16 protein-coding genes and 6 tRNA genes are annotated in these 19,366 nt (G+C 46.9%); 19 read left to right on the top strand and 3 right to left on the bottom strand.

What is annotated here, in order from left to right; genetic code table 11:
* Positions 1–2: 2 nt before the first annotated feature.
* The 3 genes from ACE4RR_RS01320 to ACE4RR_RS01310 all read left to right on the top strand — a co-directional run bounded on the left by ACE4RR_RS01320 (position 3) and on the right by ACE4RR_RS01310 (position 2,721).
* Positions 3–1,076 (top strand): ethanolamine utilization protein EutH, encoded by a 1,074-nt coding sequence (locus ACE4RR_RS01320; protein ID WP_375533578.1) that lies wholly within the window; start codon positions 3–5, stop codon positions 1,074–1,076.
* A 16-nt stretch (positions 1,077–1,092) separates the two neighbouring features.
* Complete coding sequence (locus ACE4RR_RS01315; protein ID WP_375533577.1) at positions 1,093–1,764, top strand: SOS response-associated peptidase; 672 nt, start codon at positions 1,093–1,095, stop codon at positions 1,762–1,764.
* Between the two features lie 99 nt (positions 1,765–1,863).
* Complete coding sequence (locus ACE4RR_RS01310) at positions 1,864–2,721, top strand: M15 family metallopeptidase (RefSeq protein ID WP_375533576.1); 858 nt, start codon at positions 1,864–1,866, stop codon at positions 2,719–2,721.
* Positions 2,722–2,906: 185 nt separating this feature from the next.
* On the opposite strand, the gene ACE4RR_RS01305 is transcribed toward ACE4RR_RS01310, so the two are convergent.
* On the bottom strand, positions 2,907–3,806 hold the full coding sequence (locus ACE4RR_RS01305; RefSeq protein WP_375533575.1) for an AraC family transcriptional regulator: 900 nt from the start codon (positions 3,804–3,806) through the stop codon (positions 2,907–2,909).
* 387 nt (positions 3,807–4,193) lie between these two features.
* Between ACE4RR_RS01305 and ACE4RR_RS01300 the strand changes: the two genes are divergently transcribed.
* The 5 genes from ACE4RR_RS01300 to ACE4RR_RS01280 all read left to right on the top strand — a co-directional run bounded on the left by ACE4RR_RS01300 (position 4,194) and on the right by ACE4RR_RS01280 (position 10,758).
* Positions 4,194–5,804 carry an extracellular solute-binding protein gene (locus ACE4RR_RS01300; RefSeq protein WP_375533574.1) on the top strand — a complete coding sequence of 537 codons (1,611 nt, stop codon included), beginning with the start codon at positions 4,194–4,196 and terminating at the stop codon, positions 5,802–5,804.
* Positions 5,805–6,003: 199 nt separating this feature from the next.
* Complete coding sequence (locus tag ACE4RR_RS01295) at positions 6,004–6,858, top strand: ABC transporter permease (RefSeq protein WP_375533618.1); 855 nt, start codon at positions 6,004–6,006, stop codon at positions 6,856–6,858.
* A gap of 21 nt (positions 6,859–6,879) precedes the next feature.
* A complete protein-coding gene (locus ACE4RR_RS01290; RefSeq protein WP_375533573.1) occupies positions 6,880–7,785 on the top strand; it encodes a carbohydrate ABC transporter permease in 906 nt (301 codons plus the stop codon).
* Positions 7,786–7,800: 15 nt separating this feature from the next.
* Positions 7,801–8,439: a YesL family protein gene (locus tag ACE4RR_RS01285; protein ID WP_375533572.1), complete on the top strand. Its 639-nt coding sequence runs from the start codon at positions 7,801–7,803 to the stop codon at positions 8,437–8,439.
* 27 nt (positions 8,440–8,466) lie between these two features.
* Entirely contained in the window at positions 8,467–10,758 is a 2,292-nt protein-coding gene (locus ACE4RR_RS01280) for a beta-L-arabinofuranosidase domain-containing protein (RefSeq protein ID WP_375533571.1), read from the top strand.
* A gap of 91 nt (positions 10,759–10,849) precedes the next feature.
* Here ACE4RR_RS01280 and ACE4RR_RS01275 read toward each other — a convergent pair whose 3' ends face one another.
* The gene (locus tag ACE4RR_RS01275) at positions 10,850–12,238 is read right to left on the bottom strand and encodes an MFS transporter (RefSeq protein WP_375533570.1); all 1,389 of its coding nucleotides are present in this window, start codon (positions 12,236–12,238) and stop codon (positions 10,850–10,852) included.
* Between the two features lie 247 nt (positions 12,239–12,485).
* Between ACE4RR_RS01275 and ACE4RR_RS01270 the strand changes: the two genes are divergently transcribed.
* The 9 genes from ACE4RR_RS01270 to ACE4RR_RS01230 all read left to right on the top strand — a co-directional run bounded on the left by ACE4RR_RS01270 (position 12,486) and on the right by ACE4RR_RS01230 (position 17,423).
* A complete protein-coding gene (locus ACE4RR_RS01270) occupies positions 12,486–13,268 on the top strand; it encodes an alpha/beta fold hydrolase (RefSeq protein WP_375533569.1) in 783 nt (260 codons plus the stop codon).
* Positions 13,261–14,847, top strand: coding sequence for a UDP-N-acetylmuramoyl-tripeptide--D-alanyl-D-alanine ligase (locus ACE4RR_RS01265; protein ID WP_375533568.1), 1,587 nt, complete (start codon positions 13,261–13,263; stop codon positions 14,845–14,847). Before ACE4RR_RS01270 ends, ACE4RR_RS01265 begins: the two co-directional genes overlap by 8 nt.
* A 21-nt stretch (positions 14,848–14,868) precedes the next feature.
* The gene (locus ACE4RR_RS01260; protein ID WP_375533567.1) at positions 14,869–16,068 is read left to right on the top strand and encodes a D-alanine--D-alanine ligase family protein; all 1,200 of its coding nucleotides are present in this window, start codon (positions 14,869–14,871) and stop codon (positions 16,066–16,068) included.
* A 375-nt stretch (positions 16,069–16,443) separates the two neighbouring features.
* A tRNA-Glu gene (locus ACE4RR_RS01255) sits at positions 16,444–16,518 on the top strand.
* A 75-nt stretch (positions 16,519–16,593) separates the two neighbouring features.
* A tRNA-Tyr gene (locus tag ACE4RR_RS01250) sits at positions 16,594–16,679 on the top strand.
* Between the two features lie 401 nt (positions 16,680–17,080).
* Positions 17,081–17,156: transfer RNA gene (locus ACE4RR_RS01245), tRNA-Lys, on the top strand.
* 17 nt (positions 17,157–17,173) lie between these two features.
* Positions 17,174–17,248: transfer RNA gene (locus tag ACE4RR_RS01240), tRNA-Gly, on the top strand.
* Positions 17,249–17,257: 9 nt separating this feature from the next.
* Positions 17,258–17,331, top strand: a tRNA-Gly gene (locus ACE4RR_RS01235).
* Between the two features lie 16 nt (positions 17,332–17,347).
* Positions 17,348–17,423: transfer RNA gene (locus ACE4RR_RS01230), tRNA-Ala, on the top strand.
* 130 nt (positions 17,424–17,553) lie between these two features.
* On the opposite strand, the gene ACE4RR_RS01225 is transcribed toward ACE4RR_RS01230, so the two are convergent.
* Positions 17,554–17,721 carry an aspartyl-phosphate phosphatase Spo0E family protein gene (locus tag ACE4RR_RS01225; RefSeq protein ID WP_375533566.1) on the bottom strand — a complete coding sequence of 56 codons (168 nt, stop codon included), beginning with the start codon at positions 17,719–17,721 and terminating at the stop codon, positions 17,554–17,556.
* 308 nt (positions 17,722–18,029) lie between these two features.
* Here ACE4RR_RS01225 and sigW point away from each other — a divergent pair, with 308 nt between their 5' ends.
* Complete coding sequence (gene sigW / locus ACE4RR_RS01220; protein ID WP_375533565.1) at positions 18,030–18,596, top strand: RNA polymerase sigma factor SigW; 567 nt, start codon at positions 18,030–18,032, stop codon at positions 18,594–18,596.
* A 15-nt stretch (positions 18,597–18,611) separates the two neighbouring features.
* Positions 18,612–19,259: a zf-HC2 domain-containing protein gene (locus ACE4RR_RS01215; RefSeq protein WP_375533564.1), complete on the top strand. Its 648-nt coding sequence runs from the start codon at positions 18,612–18,614 to the stop codon at positions 19,257–19,259.
* The last annotated feature ends 107 nt before the right edge of the window (positions 19,260–19,366 follow it).

Raw genomic sequence — 19,366 nt, 5'->3', positions numbered from 1 at the left:
GCATGCCGGGACTGCAGGAAATTGTATTACTGATTATCGCCTGGTTTGCGGTGATTGGTGCCGTCGATAAGATGCGCGGCAATCCCCGCGGCTATGGGGAAGAATTTGAAAAAGGATTTGCGGCGATGGGACCGCTTGCCATCGTAATGATTGGGATGATTTCCCTTGCCCCGGTGCTCGCTTCCCTGCTGAAGCCGGCCGTCGTGCCGGTGTATCAGTTTTTCGGCGCTGACCCTGCCATGTTTGCAACAAGCCTGCTCGCTCTGGATATGGGAGGCTATGCCCTTGCCGGTGAACTGGCGGAGTCTGAGGACGCCGCACGGTTTGCCGGCATTTTGCTTGGAACGATGCTCGGACCGACGCTTACCTTTACGGTTCCTGTAGCGCTCGGCATCATTGAGAGAAAAGACCGGGAACACCTGGCAAAAGGGATTCTTGCCGGAATAATTACGATACCTATAGGGCTGCTGGCCGGCGGAGCAGCTGCAGGCTTTTCCCTCGGTAATATGGTAAGCAATACCATTCCAGTGCTTCTGTTTTCGCTGATTGTGCTGGCAGGACTGATGCTGAATTCTGCAGCAATGATCGCTGCCTTTCAGGTGCTGGGCCGGTTTGTCTTGATCTTTACTACCGCAGCAACGACGGTTGTTTTACTTGAAACGGTGCTCAATATTACAATTATTCCTGGTATGGCACCGCCGGAAGAGGGAATCGTAACGGTAGGAACGATCGCACTTACACTGGCCGGAGCGTTTCCGATGGTGTCTTTTATAAAAATAGTACTGCGAAAAAGCGTATGGACAGAAAAACACACGGACGGGCAGTCTCTTGCCGGAATAGTATCTTCTCTTGCCCACGCGATTCCGATGTTTGTACTTAGTAAAGATATGAATGAGAAAGGCAAAGTCGTTAATTTTGCCTTTGCAGTAAGCGGGGCGTTTGTCCTGGGGGGACATCTTGCCTTTACTGCAGCGGTGGACCGGGAGATGATCCAGCCGATGATCATCGGCAAGCTGACTGCCGGTGTGACTGCGATATTGATGGCGCTGTTTCTGCTGAGGCAGAGAAAACATTAAAAAGGAGGAAGTAGTGATGTGCGGCCGTTTTACGATTACGTTATCTAAAGAAACCCTGGAGGATGTATTTGATGTAGAGATTCCCGCCAGCTATGAGCCCCGCTACAATGCCGCTCCGGGTCAGGAGATTCTCTGCGTCGTAAATGACGGAGAAAATAACCGGGCCGGATTTTTGCGGTGGGGACTGGTCCCGAGCTGGGCGGACAGTCCGAAAATCGGCTACAAAATGATCAATGCACGTGGGGAAACGGCGGCAGAAAAGCCGGCTTTCAAACGTCTGCTCTCCTCGCGGCGCTGCCTTGTGCTTGCCGACAGCTTTTATGAATGGAAGGCGGAACCGCAGAAAGAAAAAAAGCAGCCGTACCGAATTTCCGTGGAAGACCAGCCTGTTATTGCTTTCGCCGGGCTGTGGGACCGCTGGGAACAGAGTGGAGAAGAAATTACGTCCTGCACGATTATCACGACGCAGGCAAATGCTTTCATGAAAGAGCTTCACGACCGGATGCCGGTAATATTAGACGAGCAGGGCCAGCATATTTGGCTGGACCGCCAGGAAAAGGATGTGCACTACTTATCTTCCCTGCTTGAGCCGTACCCTTCCGAAAATATGACGGCCTATACAGTTTCTACAATAGTCAACTCTCCAAAAAATGATACAAAGAGCATATTGGAGCCGCTGGAAACATAACTTGTGTTACCTTTTTGTTTTTTCCCACGTCTTATCTAATGTTAAAATGACACTAGGAATGGGAAACATCAGGACATAGCAGAAGAAGGACGTGAAGGCATGAAAAAACGATATATACTTTCTGCGCTTGTGCTGACTTTAGCCATTTCCGGCTGCACGCCGTCTCAAAGTACACATAACGAATCAAACAATACAGAAAAAAAACAACAGGAAAATGAAACAGAAGACACAGAACATCAAGAACCAGCGGGCGGCTCAGAGGAGGTTACCGGGAAAACATCTTCGAAGTCAGACGAAGGCGAACAGGAAAACGATGCCGAGGAAGAGAATTCCTATGAAGAAGAGATAGAGGCTCCGGAAATCAACGACGCCGGCGAGCTGAAAAAACCGGACGACACGCTCGCGCTTGTGAACCGTGAATTCCGTCTTCCCGGCGACTACGAACCGGAGGATTTAATGATCCCGGACATTGCCTATTCCTTTGATGGAGATCATCCCAAAAAGCAGGTCCGAGAGCCGGTCGGGAAAGCGCTTGAAGAGCTCTTTGCCGCTTCAAAAAAAGAGGGACTGAAGCTGTTTGCCGTGTCAGGATACCGCTCCTATGAAAGACAGGAAGCAATATTTAATGCGAATTCTGCTGCAGTTGGTGTAGAAAAAGCGAATAACTATAGTGCGAAGCCTGGAGAGAGCGAGCATCAGTCAGGTCTTGCGATGGATGTCAGCTCGCCTGCTGCCGACTTCGGCCTGACGAATGCATTTGGAAATACCCCGGAAGGCGAATGGCTGAAAAAGCATGCCCATGACTACGGCTTCATCATTCGCTACCCCGAGGACAAAACAGATATCACGGGCTATCAGTATGAGCCCTGGCACCTCCGCTATGTCGGGAAAGATGTGGCTGCAGAACTTCATAAAGAAGATCTGACTCTGGAGGAATACTACGGTGTCCATGAATAACCCTGAGCTTCTCGGGAGCAGCTGTATTATCTGCCCCGAAAGCCGGTTATTTAAGGATTTAACGGATTGTATGTCCGGCCGGGACCGTCCGAAACGAGCGGACGGATATCGTGTGCCCTCGTGCACTCTTCTCCCACGTTTGCAGTCTTACTTATCATTTAGCTCCTTTCCACTCCTCCTCTCCGCTACTCTTTATTCAAAGGAATATGGTTATACGCGATACGATATTCGGTCGGCGTCATTCCTTCATATTTTTTAAACAGCCTCATAAAATACCTTTCATCTGAAATGCCGACCATTCTCGATATATTGCCGATGCTGCTGTTGGTTTGGACAAGAAGATCCTTTGCTTTAGATAATTTAAGGAGGTGGACATACTCCTTCACGTTCATGCCGACTTCCTTTTTAAACATACGTGATAAATAGTCACGATTATAACTAAAAGTCTCTGCGATAGTGCTCGTAGTAATCTTAGGTTCGAGAGCGTGCAGCCGGATCCATTCTAGGATGGTAGAGAGGTTACTGTCTGAATGGTTTTTTTCTGATTTGTATTGAAAGCTTGAGATGGTATCCTCAGAAATTTCAATAAGCAAAGAGGTGGCAAAGAAATTAGCGGCATGGCGGTTATAGTAATGAGCGCTTGCCACATCAAGCAATTGATTAAAAAGAATATAAATGCGGTCCGTCCGTTGCAAGGGCAGAAAGACTGGCAGAAATATCGAACAGTTATCTTTTTGCAGAATTGGACTGGATTGCAGGTTTTTGGCTTCCTCATCCATTCTCTGCTCATTAAGCAGCTGCACAGCATCTGGAAACAGAACATGAAACCAGTAGAAAGAAAGACCGGGGCTGGATTCAGCATAGCCTGCGTGAAGCTGATCCGGCTGAATCATCAAAATGTCTCCAGGGTTTACCTCGTACTTTACTCCATCGCACTCAATAAAAAGCACTTCTTCAATTCCAATAATAATTTCATAATTGTTGATCGTCCGTTTCATATGAGTAAAAGGCCCTGTCGAGAGCAGCTTTCCTCCAAGAACGAATTCGACCGGGGAGTTTGCGGTTGTTTTTAAATAGGGAGCCATTTTTATTCACTTTCTTTATACGTAATTTGTACTGCGGAAAAAAATTCATCAAGTCAATTTTGTCCACAAATTGTATTTTTCCTGCCACTGACAATGTACGTACAAGATGATATTATTCAAATTATAACTTATGAAAGCGCTTTAATTAAGGTAAGTATGAATAGTTTACTTCCTGGATCTAAAGTTTTCTAATTCATAAGCTTGCTGCCAGTCTATTTATAACATGTTGTACGTACCATTGTATCTTTGATTTCCTTTTTTTATCTATAATTTCAAATTTTTGAAAAAGAAAGGATGGTGAACGCGGAAGCTGATAAATTTATCTTAGCAGATGTGCAGGCACTGAGGCGCAAGAAAAAAATTTCAGAAAGAGGATTGGGGGAAACAATGAAAAAACACTTGATAACACTAGTATCGGTTTGTTTAGTGACGGGAATTTTCACAGGCTGCAGTAACAGCGAGGATGCGAGTTCTGAAACTGAGGATGGAAAGGCAAAGCTCTCGGCAGTATTCCTAAAGCATCCACAGACGGGAGATCTTGCTGACATGGAGTGGCTGGCAGAAGCGGAAGAGCGGGCAGGAGTAGAAATTAAATGGGAGGAGGTTTCATCCGACTGGGATCAAAAAAAGGGAGCTATGCTATCAGGCGGGGAAATACCGGATTTGATTATCGGGCCAAACGCCATCACAGATGCTGATTTTTCTAAGTTTACCGGCCTTTTTCAGGATCTTAATGAGTTAATAGATGAAAATGCACCAAATGTCCAGACAATGTTTGAAGAAAAACCAGAATTAGAAGTGTTGTCTACCCAGAATGATGGCGAAATTTACGGGCTTCCAAAATATCAACAGTTCTGGCCGGAAACGTCTACGAGACAATTTATCAATCAGGAATGGCTAGATAATGTTGAGATGGAGGCACCGACAAATTGGGACGAGCTGCATGAAGTGCTGACGGCTTTCAAAGAAGAGGATGCAAACGGAAATGGCAACCCGAATGACGAAATTCCGATGGACTTTGCCCCCGTAGAAACGACCGGCTTTGGCTTTTTTCATCCGACAGTACTGCTCGGAAGCACTGGCATCACCCTGACCGGCGGCGGAGGGGAAGGTTATTTCGTTGAAGATGGGGAAGTGAAGAATTTCTTCGTGGATGAGCGCTATAAAGAGTTCGTTGAGTTTATGCACAGACTTTACAGTGATGGGCTCATTAATAACGAAGTATTCACTCAGGATTATACGAAGTACCAATCGCTCGGGCGCGGCGATGGAGAAACCGCCAAAGTAGGCTACACCTTCGGCTGGGAGCTCGCCGACAGGTTCGGAAATACACTTGCACCGCAGTACACCGCATTTGAACCGATGCAGGTCTCTGAAGATGCGGTTGAAGAAGTCTCCTGGACTTATGATTATGACGTTTTGAATTACGGAGAGAACATGGTGCAAATGTCTGCTCAGGCACAGAACAAAGAAGCGGCCATGAAATTTATCAATGAATTATATGATCCGGAGGTCAGTATGCAGGTCTTATTCGGCTCGCTCGGGACCAACATTGAAGACAACGGAGACGGTTCGTATACTGTGCTTCCCCCGGAAGACGAATCTATGGACCCTGGAACGTGGAAGTGGACAACCACCTGGGCGGATAATGGTCCAATGTATATATCCGACTCTTTGGATTTAACACTTGGTGAGGATATGCAGGCTGTAGGAGAACAGACAAAACCAATACAGGAGACATTGGATTCTATCGACACAGAAAATGATGTCTATCCCGGAATCTTTATTAAATACAGTGATGAAGATAATAACAAGATGAGCTTGACCAACACAGATATTATAAATTTAACGATGTCCAAATTTGGAGAATGGGTGACAGAAGGCGGCATTGATTCCCAATGGGACGCGTATGTCGATGAATTAAACCAAATGGGGCTTCCGGAAAACATTGAAATTATGCAGTCCTACTATGATGACTATCAGGCGGAAGTAGAATAACTATCCTGATAATTTCAATGGAAGGGAAGGGTGCTGTACCGGGTTTGGTGCAGCCTCCCTTTACAAAATAAAGGAAGAGGTGGTGTTTTTGGCCTATGTCAATCCGCAGACAGAAGAGATTAAAAATGTAAAATCAGTCACTGAAAAAAAGAAACAGACGGTCATAAACACGTTTAAACGAGATTATCAGCTATGGCTGATGATTATTCCCGCGATCATCACGGTAATCATCTTTAATTACATCCCGATGTACGGCATTCAACTGGCTTTTCGTGAGTATGATTTCAGTGCAGGGCTGACCGGCGGGGAGTGGGTCGGCCTTAAATATTTTGAGCAGTTTATTAACAGTCACATGTTTGCAGATTTAATGAGAAATACTGTGCTGATCAGTCTTACTACTATTATTGTAGGGTTTCCTGCTCCCATTTTCCTTGCGTTGTTAATTAATCAGATCCGCTGGAAAAAAGGGAAGAAAATATTTCAAACGACCGTTTATTTTCCTCATTTTATTTCCATTGTGGTGTTAGTAGGGCTGTTGAATGTGCTGCTTTCCCCAAATACAGGAATAGTCGGACTGATTGTCAGTAAGCTCGGATTCGACTCCAATCTGCTCGCTTCTGTCACCGCCTTTGTCCCGGTGTATGTGCTTTCTGATATTTGGCAGCATGTCGGCTGGAACAGCATCATATACTTAGCAGCTCTCTCGAGCGTTGATACCCAATTATATGATTCGGCCAAGATCGATGGAGCGAACCGATGGCAGATCATCCGTAATGTCGAGCTGCCGGCGATCGTGCCGACCATTATCATCCTCTTGATTCTAAACATGGGGACTGTCATCAGCACAGGCTTTGAAAAGATTTTTCTGATGCAGAATTCCTTGAACCTTCCCATCTCGGAAGTTATTGAAACGTACGTGTATAAAATCGGGATTGTTTCCAATCAATTCAGCTATGCTGCGGCCATTGGCCTGTTTAACACAATGATTAATTTCACCTTATTAGTAGCGGTGAACTATATTGCGAAGCGATACTCAAGGATCAGCTTATGGTAGCAACGGAATGGAGGGGAAGTAATGGAAACGCTGCAAGGGAAACGAAAAATCAATTCCGATACGATATTTGATATTTGTGTTTATTTTCTATGTGCCATTGTATTTTTTGTGGTGGCTTATCCGCTCTATTTTGTCATTATTGCTTCGGTCAGTGATTCCACCATGGTTTCGACCGGCCAGGTTCTCCTGCTGCCGAAAGGCTTCAGCTTATATGGATACCAGGAGATTTTTCAGGACCCGAGAATCTGGACAGGCTACCGCAATACGATGATTTACTCCTTCGGGGGAACGTTTGTGAACCTGCTGCTTACTCTTCCTGCCGCATATGTCCTTTCCAGACAGGAATTCAGAGCAAGACGGCCGCTGATGTTTTTCTTTATTTTCACGATGTTTTTCAACGGCGGCTTAATTCCTACGTATCTATTAATGAAGGATCTGCAGCTGCTTGACACGATGTGGGTCTTTATTTTCAACCCGCTGACGGTGAATGTATTCAATCTCATTATTGCCCGTACCTTTTTTGAAAACACCATACCAAAGGAAATGTATGAAGCTGCAACGATGGATGGGTGTAACCATTTCACATTTTTCTGGAAGATTGTTCTGCCGCTCTCTAAAGCTGTCATCTCGGTCATCGGCCTTTACTACCTCGTCTGGCACTGGAACGATTTTTTTACCGGTTTAATTTATATCAGAGATTACAGCCTGCAGCCGCTGCAGATTGTGTTGAGAGATATTCTGTTATCCAATCAGGTGTCGATGCAGGGGACAGGAAGTGGAGATACGGGCGGGGGCTACGCACAAAGGTATGCCGATCAGATTAAATACGGGGTGATTATCGTGGCCACACTGCCGATTCTCCTCCTTTATCCGTTTATTCAAAAATACTTCGAAAAAGGAGTTATGATTGGTTCCGTTAAAGGCTGAGAAAGGAGCTTACCTATGAATCGCATAACAAGTCACTATATCCGTTTCGGCGAGTGGGCACTGCATTTATTTCTCACAAATCTGCTGTGGGTGCTGTTTTCAGCGCTCGGTCTCTTTGTATTCGGGGTTTTCCCGGCCACTGCCGCACTTTTTGCTGTACTGCGGACGCGAATCGTGGATGTCAAGCATGAGAAAAGCATTCCTGTAATCAAGCAATTCTGGCATCATTACAAGCGTGAATTTCTGAGAGCCAATCTGATTGGCTGGATGCTGACGGCTGCAGGCTTTGTTTTATATGTGAATGTAAGAGTACTTCAGCAGTTAGATGCCAGCTTGATTAATCAAATGATTACCATCATTACGTATTTGCTCATATTTGTCTATGTACTCGTCCTTCTCTATATATTTCCATTGTTTGTTCATTTCAAGCTGAGCACGAGGCAGTATGTCACTTACGCATTTGTGATGGCGATAGGAAAGCCGCTGCAGACGCTGTCCATGATCATACTGCTTGCGGGGTCCATATATGTGTTTGTAAAGGTGCCGGGACTCATTCCTGTGTTTGGCGGCAGTGTACTTGGATTTATTATGATGAAAATGACATCGTATTCACTGCCGGAGAAAAGTAGTTTTTCTCAAATGGCGCAACAGTAAATCTATTAAGTAAAGGAGATCACGGCGTTGGAAACTATACATCATCAGCAAGCGTCCCGGGTGAAGCTTTTAGAGGGACTTTTTAAAGAATCCCAGGAAACAGGGAAAGGTTACATTTTATCGCTCGATATAGACCGGCTGGCTGCCCCCTGCTATGAAGCGAACTTGCAGCCGCCGAAAAAAGCAAGATACGGTGGCTGGGAAGCTACGGCGATCGCGGGACATTCAATCGGACACTGGCTGTCGGCTGCATCGCTCATGTATGAAGCAACAGGTGACTACGAGCTGAAGCACAAGGTAATATATGCCGTTGATGAGCTGAAGCATATTCAGCACTTTGATCCGGACGGGTATGTCAGTGGATTTCCGAGAACTTGTTTTGACCAAGTATTCACCGGGGACTTCGAAGTGGAACGCTTCAGACTGGCAGGGTCCTGGGTGCCGTGGTACAGCCTCCACAAAATCTTTGCCGGCCTGATTGATGCATATCACTGCACGGGCTACGAACCAGCACGAGAGGTGGTAGTGAAGCTGGCAGCGTGGGCAGAAAAAGGATTAGCAAAGCTTTCAGACCACCAGTTTCAAAGAATGTTAACGTGTGAACATGGCGGTATGAATGAGTCGATGGCAGAGGTATATCTTCTCACTGGAGAGAAGAGATTTCGGACGCTCGCAAAGCGTTTTTGTCATCAAGCCGTGCTTGATCCGCTTGCAGCAGAGGTGGATGAGCTGGAGGGAAAGCATGCGAATACCCAGATTCCAAAGGTCATAGGAGCTGCAAAGCTTTATGAGATCACGGGAGAGCCTTACTATCAAAGAGCTGCCAGGTTTTTCTGGCACCAGGTCACAGCCTCCCGTACGTATGTTATCGGCGGCAACAGCATCCGTGAGCATTTCGGTCCGCCGGAGGAGGAAGCCTTAGGTATTACCACCACCGAAACGTGCAACACCTACAATATGTTAAAGCTTACCTCCCACTTGTTCCGCTGGTCTCCGAAGGCTGTGTATATGGACTTTTATGAAAAAGCGCTCTATAACCACATTCTCGCTTCACAGGACCCGGATTCCGGGATGAAAACGTATTTCGTGTCGACGCTGCCGGGACATTTTAAGGTGTATTGCTCACCGGAGAATTCGTTTTGGTGCTGTACAGGAACCGGCTTAGAAAATCCGGCGAGGTACCATCAGAATATCTATTACATCAGCGGCTCCCGCTTGTATGTAAATTTATTTATATCCTCCCGCCTGATTATGCAGGACAGGGGAATGGTACTGGAGCAGGAAACCTCTTTTCCAAACGAGGAGACGACGACATTGTATGTTAAAAAAGCAACTGGCAGCATGCTTGATATCTGCATTCGAGAGCCGTATTGGACAGTGGGGACGGTTCAGATCCTCGTGAATGGAGCGTACCACCATGCTCCAAATGAAAACGGCTATCTGATAATAAGCCGCAGGTGGAAAAGTGGCGACCGTGTGGAAGTGAACATGCCCATGAATCTGCATACATACAGGGCAAAGGATCAGGAAAGTAAAAAAGCATTCATGTACGGGCCTATAGTATTAGCGGGTGCTCTTGGTACGGAAAATTTTCCAGCCACCGATATTCTTGAGGATCATCAGCAGCTGAATTATCACGAACGGGTGGAGGCGCCGGTGCTCGTGACAAATAAAGAGGAGGTGGAACAGGAAATTCAGCAGGTCAGCAGTAATCCGCTCCTGTTTGAAACAAAAGCGATCGCAATGCCCGGCAGCCAAAAAATCAAACTAATTCCTTTTTATAAACTCCATCACCAGCGCTATACATTGTACTGGGAATGCATGAATGAAGCGGATTACCGAGAATACCGGTCCCGCGCCGAAAAATCGGAAGTGAAAACCGTCGATACCGTATATCCGAACGAGCAGCAGCCCGAGATAGATCATCACTTGAAAGCGTGCAATTCAATCTCAGGGTATCTGCATCAGGTGCACAGCGGCTGGCGTGAATGCCGCGGGGATGGGAGTTTCAGCTATGACATGGCGGTGGACCCGGCCACAGAAAATATCCTGCTCGTTACGTATTACGGCAGTGACGGACCATTGGAAGCGGACGGCACAAGGTATGAACGAGAGTTTGATATAGCGGTCGGCGACAAGGTGGTGGCACGTGAGATTCTTCAGGGAGAACAGCCGGAGGAGTTATTTCAAAAAGCCTATGATGTTCCGGCGGCTTTGACGAATGGAAGAACGAAGGTGACGGTAACCTTTACGTCTCAAGCGGGCAGAGCGGCAGGGCGGGTGTTCGGACTGAGCGTGATTACAAAGAGGCAGAGATGAAGTGTTTCATCTGCCCAGAACTTTCCCCTCCCTCAAATGTCCGCCTTCCGCCTATTTCGAACCTGCTGTGACTCTTGTCGCGGCAGGTTTTTTATTGCCTATCGACCGCCGCCTCCTGCACAGACGCCAGCGGCCGAAACGTCAGCTTAAACATGATAAGAGCTGCCGCCGCAACAAACACAAGGCAGACATAGAGGTTGGAGAAAATCACATTCGAGCCGTGCTGTGCGAACGGGTTCAAGGACAGCGTCACGTTGTTCAGCTCCAGCACCGCTCCAAAGATCGCGCTGCTGAAGGCGCCGGCCATAAAGTTCATCAGGTTAAATAAACCGATGCCGACACCGGTCGACTCCGCCGGTAATATGGTCGATAAAATGTTCGCAGTCGAGCTCTGGATTAACGGAAAGCCAAGGTACGCAATCATGAGAGACAAAGACACGACCCAGGGCGCATATCCGGCGAAGGTGGAAATGAAAAAGCAGCCGGTTCCTATCAGGATCAGGGCGAGCACCACTACATACTCCCCGCCTCTGCGGTCCACCAGCTCTCCTCCCAGCCTGCCGAGAAAGCCGGCAAGCATCGCCCCGGGAAAAAGCACCAGGCCAATGCCGGTCGTGCTCATATCGTAGAGCTCTCTCATCATTATAGGAATGACAAAAATAAGGCCGAAGAGCGTACTCGTGCCAAGAAAGCTTGTGAAAATAGTGACGGTGTAGTGTTTATTTTTCAGCATGGCCGGCCGGATAAACGGATCCGCCGCTTTGATCGTCCGCCATACAAAAAAAGCGGCGAACGCTGCGAACAAGCCGACAAAAAAGAGGATGCCGGTCGTGACAAACAACAGCAGTGAGGCAATCGCGATACCAAACAGAAACGCGCCGAGAAAATCGATTGAGCCTCCTCTTTTCTTCTCCTCCGGCAGCCAGCTCCGCAGAAACGGCAGGGCAATCATCGAGGCGACGGAAAATAAAAACAGGTAGCGCCAGTCCAGGGCACCGCCGACGATTCCACCGATAATCGGTCCGATCCCGGAGGCGAAAGCAACCGTCGAGGAGATGACACCAAACACCTTACCGCGGTCATTCGGAAAAAAACGGGCCGGAATGATAAAGGCAAGCGCCGGAATGGTGGCGCCGCCGGCCGCCTGCAGAACTCTCGCGAGAATAAGCACGCCGAAATTCGGCGAAAAAAAGCCGAGCAGGGCTCCAGCAGCAAACAGCGTTATCCCAAATGTCAAAAGTGTTTTAATCGGATAGTAATCAGCGAGCTTGCCGTACATGAGCGATCCGACCGCATAGACCATAATGTAGCCGGTCAGCACCCAGCTCACCTCAGAGGCAGCGAGGCCGAAATAATCCTGAATATCCGGAACGGCCACGTTAAACATCGTGCCGTTCATCACGGCGAAAATAAGTATAATAGAAATAAGGCGGATTAATAATTTCTTTTTGCGGGGGTCAAGCACTTCCTCCGATGCCATGCTATCCCTTCTTTCTTAATCTATAAAAATATTACGTAACCCTAAATAAAAAGTCAATGAAACAGAACTCCTTCATAATCAGGTCAAAAGTGACAATTCTCGTTTCCTTTCAGATGTGATAAGATATAATGGTGTTATTGTGTTTACATGTGAAATAGGCGTGCTTTTCATCCTTTCGCATACATAAAATAAGAATGCCTGCCTCGGATCGAGCAGGAAGATTTTCATAGAATAGGAGCGTTTTTTTGTGAACATCGATATTGACGGTGTGAAAATAAACTATAAGGTCTCCGGCGAGGGAGCGGACGTTTTACTGCTGCATGGCTGGGGCGCCAACATTCAGACGTTTGCGCCGGTTCACCAATCATTAGAGAAGAATTTCAAGGTGTGGTCGATTGACTTTCCGGGATTCGGCGAAAGCGAAGAGCCTCCTGAGCCGTGGACCGTCGCTGATTACACCGATATGCTCGGGAAATTTCTCGCCAAACTGGGAATTGACAATCCGATTCTCATCGGCCATTCCTTCGGCGGCCGCGTCTCGATTAAATATGCGTCTGCCCATCCTGTCCGTAAAATAATACTCGTGGACAGCGCGGGTATTAAACCGAAGCGCAAGCTCAAATATTACGTGAAGGTGTATACGTACAAAACATTTAAGAAGCTGTTAAAGCTGCCGATTATTAACCGCTATGAGGACGACATTTTGACAAAAGTAAAAGGAAAGCTCGGATCTGCCGATTATAAGAATGTATCAGGAACGATGCAGCAGACCATGGTAAAGGTCGTCAACGAGGACCTGCGCCATCATCTGCCTCATATTAAAGCATCCACCCTGCTGGTCTGGGGAGAAAACGACGAAGCCACCCCAGTGGAAGACGGTAAAATAATGGAAGAAATGATACCTGATTCAGGACTGGTAGTATTGAAAAGGGCCGGGCATTATTCCTACATTGATAACCTGAACGAATTCCTTATTATCGTCGACAACTTCCTAAAAAAAGAGAAGGGAGAGAGGTCGAGCCATGATTAGTTTCCTCATTATAATATTTTTAGCAGCATGGGGTTTTTACACCGCCAGGCTTGTGAAAAAAAGTGCGCATATGCTGCAATTAAATTCGTACCGGAACGAACGCTACTGGCGCTGGATCAAAGACCATCCAGGCCAGGTGTTTCCCGGAAAAAATATCGTTCCCGCCGTCGCATTTCTCGCATTACTGATGGAGAACGAAGTGCTGGCGCTATTGATTGGAATTGTGCTGTATGCGGTCAACGGCTACTTTTTAAAGGAAGAACAGCAGAAAAAGAAGCTCGTCATCACAGCGCGCGTGAAACGTCTTTTTATTACGACGGGTGTCCTGTACAGTGTGTTCGCGCTGCTCGGCGTTCTTTTAAGCCTGGGTGAGGAACGGACAGTATTCTGGCTGCTGCTTGTCACAATTATTACAAATTTCCTCGTGTTTTTCATGGTGAAAGCGGCCAATGTGCTGAACTGGCCGATTGAAAATCAGATCAATCAATATTATTTTAACGATGCGGAAAAAATTATTAAATCGATGCCGAACCTCGAAGTGATCGGAGTCACAGGCAGCTACGGAAAAACGAGCACGAAGCACATTCTTGAACGAGTGCTCTCTTCCCAGTACAACGTACTGATGACGCCGGAAAGCTACAATACAAAAATGGGCGTCACCCGTACGATCCGCTCTATGCTGAAGCCGTACCATGAGCTGTTTATTGCGGAAATGGGAGCGAAGCAGGAGCATGACATCGAAGAAATTTGTGAGCTTGTCCATCAGAAATACGGCATCCTCACGGCAATTGGCGAGCAGCACCTCGAAACGTTTAAATCCCTCGATAACATTAAGAAGACGAAATTCGAACTCGTGGAAACGCTGCCGCATGAGGGCACCGCCTTTTTAAACAAAGACGATAAAAATATTATGGCCTATGAGCAGCGCAACCGCTGCCGCACGATATATTATGGAATCGACGAAACCGACCTTCATTACCGGGCCGGGGACATTTCCTATTCATCGAAAGGCTCGAAGTTTACGGTCTATAAATATGACGGCACCTCCATGGAAGTGCAGACCAAGCTGCTTGGACGCCATAACATTTACAACATTCTTGCCGCGATCGCCATCGCATCCGAAAAAGGGATCTCTCTTGAGAAGATTGCACGGGCGATTAAGCAGGTTCAGCCTGTGGAACACCGGCTGGAGTTAAGAAAAACAAGCGGCAACATCACGATCGTCGACGACAGCTTTAATTCAAATCCGGTCGGCTCGCGGATGGCGCTCGAAGTGCTCGGGCAGATGCCGGAATACAAAGTGCTCGTAACCCCTGGCATGATTGAACTTGGCGAGAAGGAATATGATCTGAACAAATCATTTGCGGAATATGCCGCCGATGTCTGTGATTTCATTATTTTAGTCGGTAAAAAACAGACGAAGCCGCTGCAGGATGGACTTGCCGCAAAAGGGTACCCGGAGAATCAGTTTTATGTAGCTGCTGATCTGCAGGATGCACTTGCGAAGATGAATGAAGTATCTGTCCAGAAATCGGTCGTGCTGTTAGAAAACGATTTACCGGACACTTTTAACGAGTAAGGAAGCGAGGGGAAGACATTAATGAAAACTAGAGTAGGTGTATTTTTCGGAGGAATTTCCGTCGAGCATGAAGTGTCGGTTATTTCTGCACTCCAGGCGATAAAAGCAATGGATGACCAGCAATATGAAGTCGTCCCTGTCTATATAAGCAAGGACCGTCAGTGGTATACAGGAGAAGAGCTCCTTGATATTGAGTCTTACAAAGACCTGAAGCAGCTCCTTGCTGCCGCCCAGAAAATAACCGTGACACGTTCAGAATCCGGCAGTGTCATCCTTCAGAAAAACCCCGTGCCGAAATTTGGAAAACGCGAGGTGGCAGAAATCGACGTGGCTTTTCCGATCGTCCACGGGACCTTTGGAGAAGACGGTGCACTGCAGGGCTTTTTCGAGCTGCTTGACCTTCCTTATGTAGGCTGTGACGTCATGTCTTCTGCGGCCGGAATGGATAAAGTCGTCATGAAGCAGATGCTCCGTGATTCCGGCCTGCCGGTGCTTGATTACGTGTGGTTTTATAACAGTCACTGGGCCGAGGACAGCGGTGAAATTGAAGGCATGATCGAACAAAAGCTCACCTATCCAGTCATCGTCAAACCGGCGAACCTGGGCTCAAGCGTCGGCATTAACAAAGCGGCCAACCGGGAAGAGCTCGAAGGCGCGGTGGAAGAAGCGATGGAATTTGCAGGGAAAATACTGGTGGAGCCGATGGTTTCTGATATGAAAGAAGTAAACTGCTCCGTCGTCGGTGATTACGAAGAAGTCGAAGCTTCCGTCATTGAAGAAGTGCTGAAAACCGAAGATATTTTAAGCTATCAGGATAAATATCAGGGGGGCAGCGGCAAAGGCGGCGAAGGCTCCAAAGGTATGGAAAGCACCGACCGCATCATTCCGGCGCCGGTTACCGAAGAACGAAAGACAGAAGTCGAAGAACTCGCCAAGGATACGTTTCAGATCCTCGGCTGCAGCGGTGTATCGCGCATTGACTTCTTGATTGACCAGACGGCAGACAAGGTCTTCGTCAATGAAATCAACACGATTCCAGGCTCTCTTTCCTTCTACCTGTGGGAGCCGGCCGGGAAAAAATATTCCCAGCTGCTGCACCAGCTCATCCAGCTGTCGTTAAAGCGGAAGCGCGAGCGGGAGAAGCTGATCTTCTCCATTGATTCGAACCTCTTTAATATGCAGAATGCAGAAGGCGCCAAAGGCACGAAAACGAATAATTAATTACATGCTCAGCCTGTTGTGATACTGATCACGGCAGGCTTTTTGGTTGGCTTCTGAGTGGACGGGAGATCCGGCAAAGTGACGAGATTGTCAGACTTGCCTCCAGTTGCTGCTCAAATCAATCATATGTGGTGCATACTTATGTGGTAGAAGTGATCATCTCCATCAAACGTTTGTTTAAATTCGCCGATCAGAATGGCACGGCGTCTCAGGACAGATCCAAGTGAATATGTCCATTAAAATCTGCAAATGGCACTGGTAGAAAAATAACTCCAAAAGTGCTCCTTAAAATTCTTAAAATCTATTGCCAACCTGTGAACTCTATTATATAATGTCATATGTCAGCAAGAGCATAACCGTTCTTGCTGCCTCTGTGGCCCGTTGGTCAAGTGGTTAAGACACCGCCCTTTCACGGCGGTAACACGGGTTCGAATCCCGTACGGGTCACCATTTTCTATATCTACTATTCAAGAAACGTTGACAAACGTTTTTTCGTTTGTTTAAATAGAAAAGTATCTCCATTAAGGAGGGGTAGCGAAGTTGGCCAAACGCGGCAGACTGTAAATCTGCTCCCTTTGGGTTCGGCGGTTCGAGTCCGTCCCCCTCCACCATTGTTTTAAAACCTGTTTGATAGGGAACACTGTTTATGGCAAACAGCAGCAAACTATGGGACAATCAAGTGGTGCACGTTAAAAGCAATCTATTTGTCTTTGCACCAACGAGCCATTAGCGAACCGTAAACCTCCTGAATAAACATCGTTGTAGGTTTGCGAGGAGCAAGTACTGCATAGCAGTACGCGACGAGCACAATCATTAACGGATGTTAATAACAAGTAGTTACTGCATAAAAGCATAACTCATATAATGAGCCATTAGCGAACCGTAAACCTCTTGTATAAGCTTCTTAGTAGGTTTGCGAGGAGCAAGTACTGCATAGCAGTACGCGACGAGCACAAGAATTGACGGTTATTTATAACGTGTGCCACACGCAAAAAAAGCAATTACTTAAAGCGAGCCATTAGCTCAGTTGGTAGAGCATCTGACTTTTAATCAGAGGGTCGGAGGTTCGAATCCTCCATGGCTCACCATTTTTACCTAAAACAACGCGGAAGTAGTTCAGTGGTAGAACATCACCTTGCCAAGGTGGGGGTCGCGGGTTCGAATCCCGTCTTCCGCTCCAGAAATTCCTGCGGGTGTAGTTTAGTGGTAAAACCTCAGCCTTCCAAGCTGATGTCGTGGGTTCGATTCCCATCACCCGCTCCATTACATAACCTAGTAAGGGGCCTTAGCTCAGCTGGGAGAGCGCCTGCCTTGCACGCAGGAGGTCAGCGGTTCGATCCCGCTAGGCTCCACCAAATATAGAGACGATCACCCGGCTCAGTCGCCGGGTTTTTTTATTGTGCAGCCCGCCATTACGCCTATTCGCATCTCCATATTAAAATGAGAATCAAGCGGCCCTTAAAAACAAAAAAAGTCTCTCCCGATTCAATGGTCGGAAGAGACAGCTTTCTTGCCATCATATCTATTTAATAAAGAATCAAGTTCTTTACTCAGACGGACGACTTCTTCAGAAAAGAGAGGTTTATTCCATGCAGCTTTATTCAGAGATTGACGTTTCCACTCTATTTCTTTTAAAAGCTTCGTTTCAGTCAAAGGGTTCACCTCCGTAAAACTATGCATGTTTGTACATTCTTTACATTATTACCCAATCCGAAAGTAATGAAAACCCCTACCTAGAATTTTTCACATTTTTGTAAATTTTATAAGTAATACAAACGGTATACATGTTACAATAGAGCATGTTCAAAAAAATGTAAATCAAACGTTTGAATGATTTTCTGTAATACGGATATTTTCGTAGAATAGATATATAGTACGTGATTTTTTTTTGTAAAAATTGAAACGGATGGATAACTGATACGTAAGAATAGAAACCCGCTTGGTGGGTGGAGGTCGAGTGTATGGACGCGGTTGTACAGCGCTTAATCAAAGAAATAAAAAAAGATGGTGATCAGGATGCGTTTGCCGAGCTGGTAGATTTGTACAAGGACAAAGTCTATCAGATTGCCTTTCGGATGACAGGCAGCAGCCATGAAGCTCAGGATATGGCTCAGGAAGCGTTTCTTCGGGCCTATTCCAATCTGGACAGCTACGATGAAAGCCGGAAATTCTCGACCTGGCTGTTCCGGATCACCACGAACCTTTGTATCGACCGGCTTCGGAAGAAAAAGCCTGACTATTCGCTTGATGCGGAAGTCAAAGGCACAGAGGGGCTGACCGGATATTCGCAGATAGCCACACCGGATAAGCTTCCAGAGGAGCAGGTCGTTACGATGGAAATGCAGAGCAGGGTCCAGGAGGAAATTTCCCAGTTGCCTCCAAAGTACAGATCCGCTATTATATTACGATACATAGAAGATTTGCCCATAAAACAAATCAGCGACATTTTAGACCTCCCGGACAATACAGTGAAGACACATATTCACAGAGGCCGGGAAGCCTTGCGCAAAAGACTGGGCAGCGCGTGAGGAGGGAGGATTAATATGGCTTGTGATAAACAATGCGAAGCGCAATTGCATAAATACTTGGATGGGGAAATGAATGAACAGGAAAGAGTTCGTTTTTTTACTCATTTAGACTCCTGTCCGGAGTGTCGTATTCACTTTGATGAGCTGAATAAATCAATGATGCTTGTGCAAAGCTCCTCCCACATGGAAGCACCGGCCGGATTTACATCCGAGGTGATGGCGAGCCTTCCGCAGAAGCAGAAAAGAAAGACATGGAAGCGCTGGGCGCGCCAGCATCCGTTTCTCGTAGCGGCGTCGCTGTTCGTCCTGATGATGGCCACCAGCCTCATATCGGTCTGGAGTGACCAGTCCACTGACCAGGTGTCCGTCGTGGGCGGAGAAAATGTTCAGATCGACCGCGAAGGCGGAAGGGTCATCGTACCGGAAGGAGAAGTGGTCGATGGCGATTTAACCGTCCGAAACGGGGAAGTCGAGGTCCGCGGGGAAATTACTGGAGATTTAACGGTCATTAATGGGAAACCTTACATGGCCTCTGCCGGAAATGTAGCCGGAGAGGTCGAAGAAGTGGACCAGGCTGTGGAATGGGTATGGTATCATACAAAACGAATTGCCGTAGACGCCTTTTCCTTCGGAGATAAGAGTCACGGGGACGAAAGCGAATAAATACCTGAAGCTGCTGTACTTCAGGTATTTTTCTATATATCTATATCGTTTCATAAGTCTCGCTGGGAAGCATTCCCTTTTTTAATTTTTTTCATGATAGATTAAGC

The sequence above is a fragment of the Alteribacillus sp. HJP-4 genome, assembly GCF_042139015.1.
Classification (GTDB): Bacteria; Bacillota; Bacilli; order Bacillales; family Marinococcaceae; genus JBHIKY01.
This window is presented reverse-complemented; position numbering and strand designations above follow the sequence as displayed.

Coding starts and splice junctions, on each gene's coding strand:
- ACE4RR_RS01320 (WP_375533578.1), top strand. CDS start 3: ATGCCGGGACTGCAGGAAATTGTATTACTGATTATCGCCTGGTTTGCG.
- ACE4RR_RS01315 (WP_375533577.1), top strand. CDS start 1,093: ATGTGCGGCCGTTTTACGATTACGTTATCTAAAGAAACCCTGGAGGAT.
- ACE4RR_RS01310 (WP_375533576.1), top strand. CDS start 1,864: ATGAAAAAACGATATATACTTTCTGCGCTTGTGCTGACTTTAGCCATT.
- ACE4RR_RS01305 (WP_375533575.1), bottom strand. CDS start 3,806: ATGGCTCCCTATTTAAAAACAACCGCAAACTCCCCGGTCGAATTCGTT.
- ACE4RR_RS01300 (WP_375533574.1), top strand. CDS start 4,194: ATGAAAAAACACTTGATAACACTAGTATCGGTTTGTTTAGTGACGGGA.
- ACE4RR_RS01295 (WP_375533618.1), top strand. CDS start 6,004: ATGATTATTCCCGCGATCATCACGGTAATCATCTTTAATTACATCCCG.
- ACE4RR_RS01290 (WP_375533573.1), top strand. CDS start 6,880: ATGGAAACGCTGCAAGGGAAACGAAAAATCAATTCCGATACGATATTT.
- ACE4RR_RS01285 (WP_375533572.1), top strand. CDS start 7,801: ATGAATCGCATAACAAGTCACTATATCCGTTTCGGCGAGTGGGCACTG.
- ACE4RR_RS01275 (WP_375533570.1), bottom strand. CDS start 12,238: ATGGCATCGGAGGAAGTGCTTGACCCCCGCAAAAAGAAATTATTAATC.
- ACE4RR_RS01265 (WP_375533568.1), top strand. CDS start 13,261: ATGATTAGTTTCCTCATTATAATATTTTTAGCAGCATGGGGTTTTTAC.
- ACE4RR_RS01260 (WP_375533567.1), top strand. CDS start 14,869: ATGAAAACTAGAGTAGGTGTATTTTTCGGAGGAATTTCCGTCGAGCAT.
- sigW (WP_375533565.1), top strand. CDS start 18,030: ATGGACGCGGTTGTACAGCGCTTAATCAAAGAAATAAAAAAAGATGGT.
- ACE4RR_RS01215 (WP_375533564.1), top strand. CDS start 18,612: ATGGCTTGTGATAAACAATGCGAAGCGCAATTGCATAAATACTTGGAT.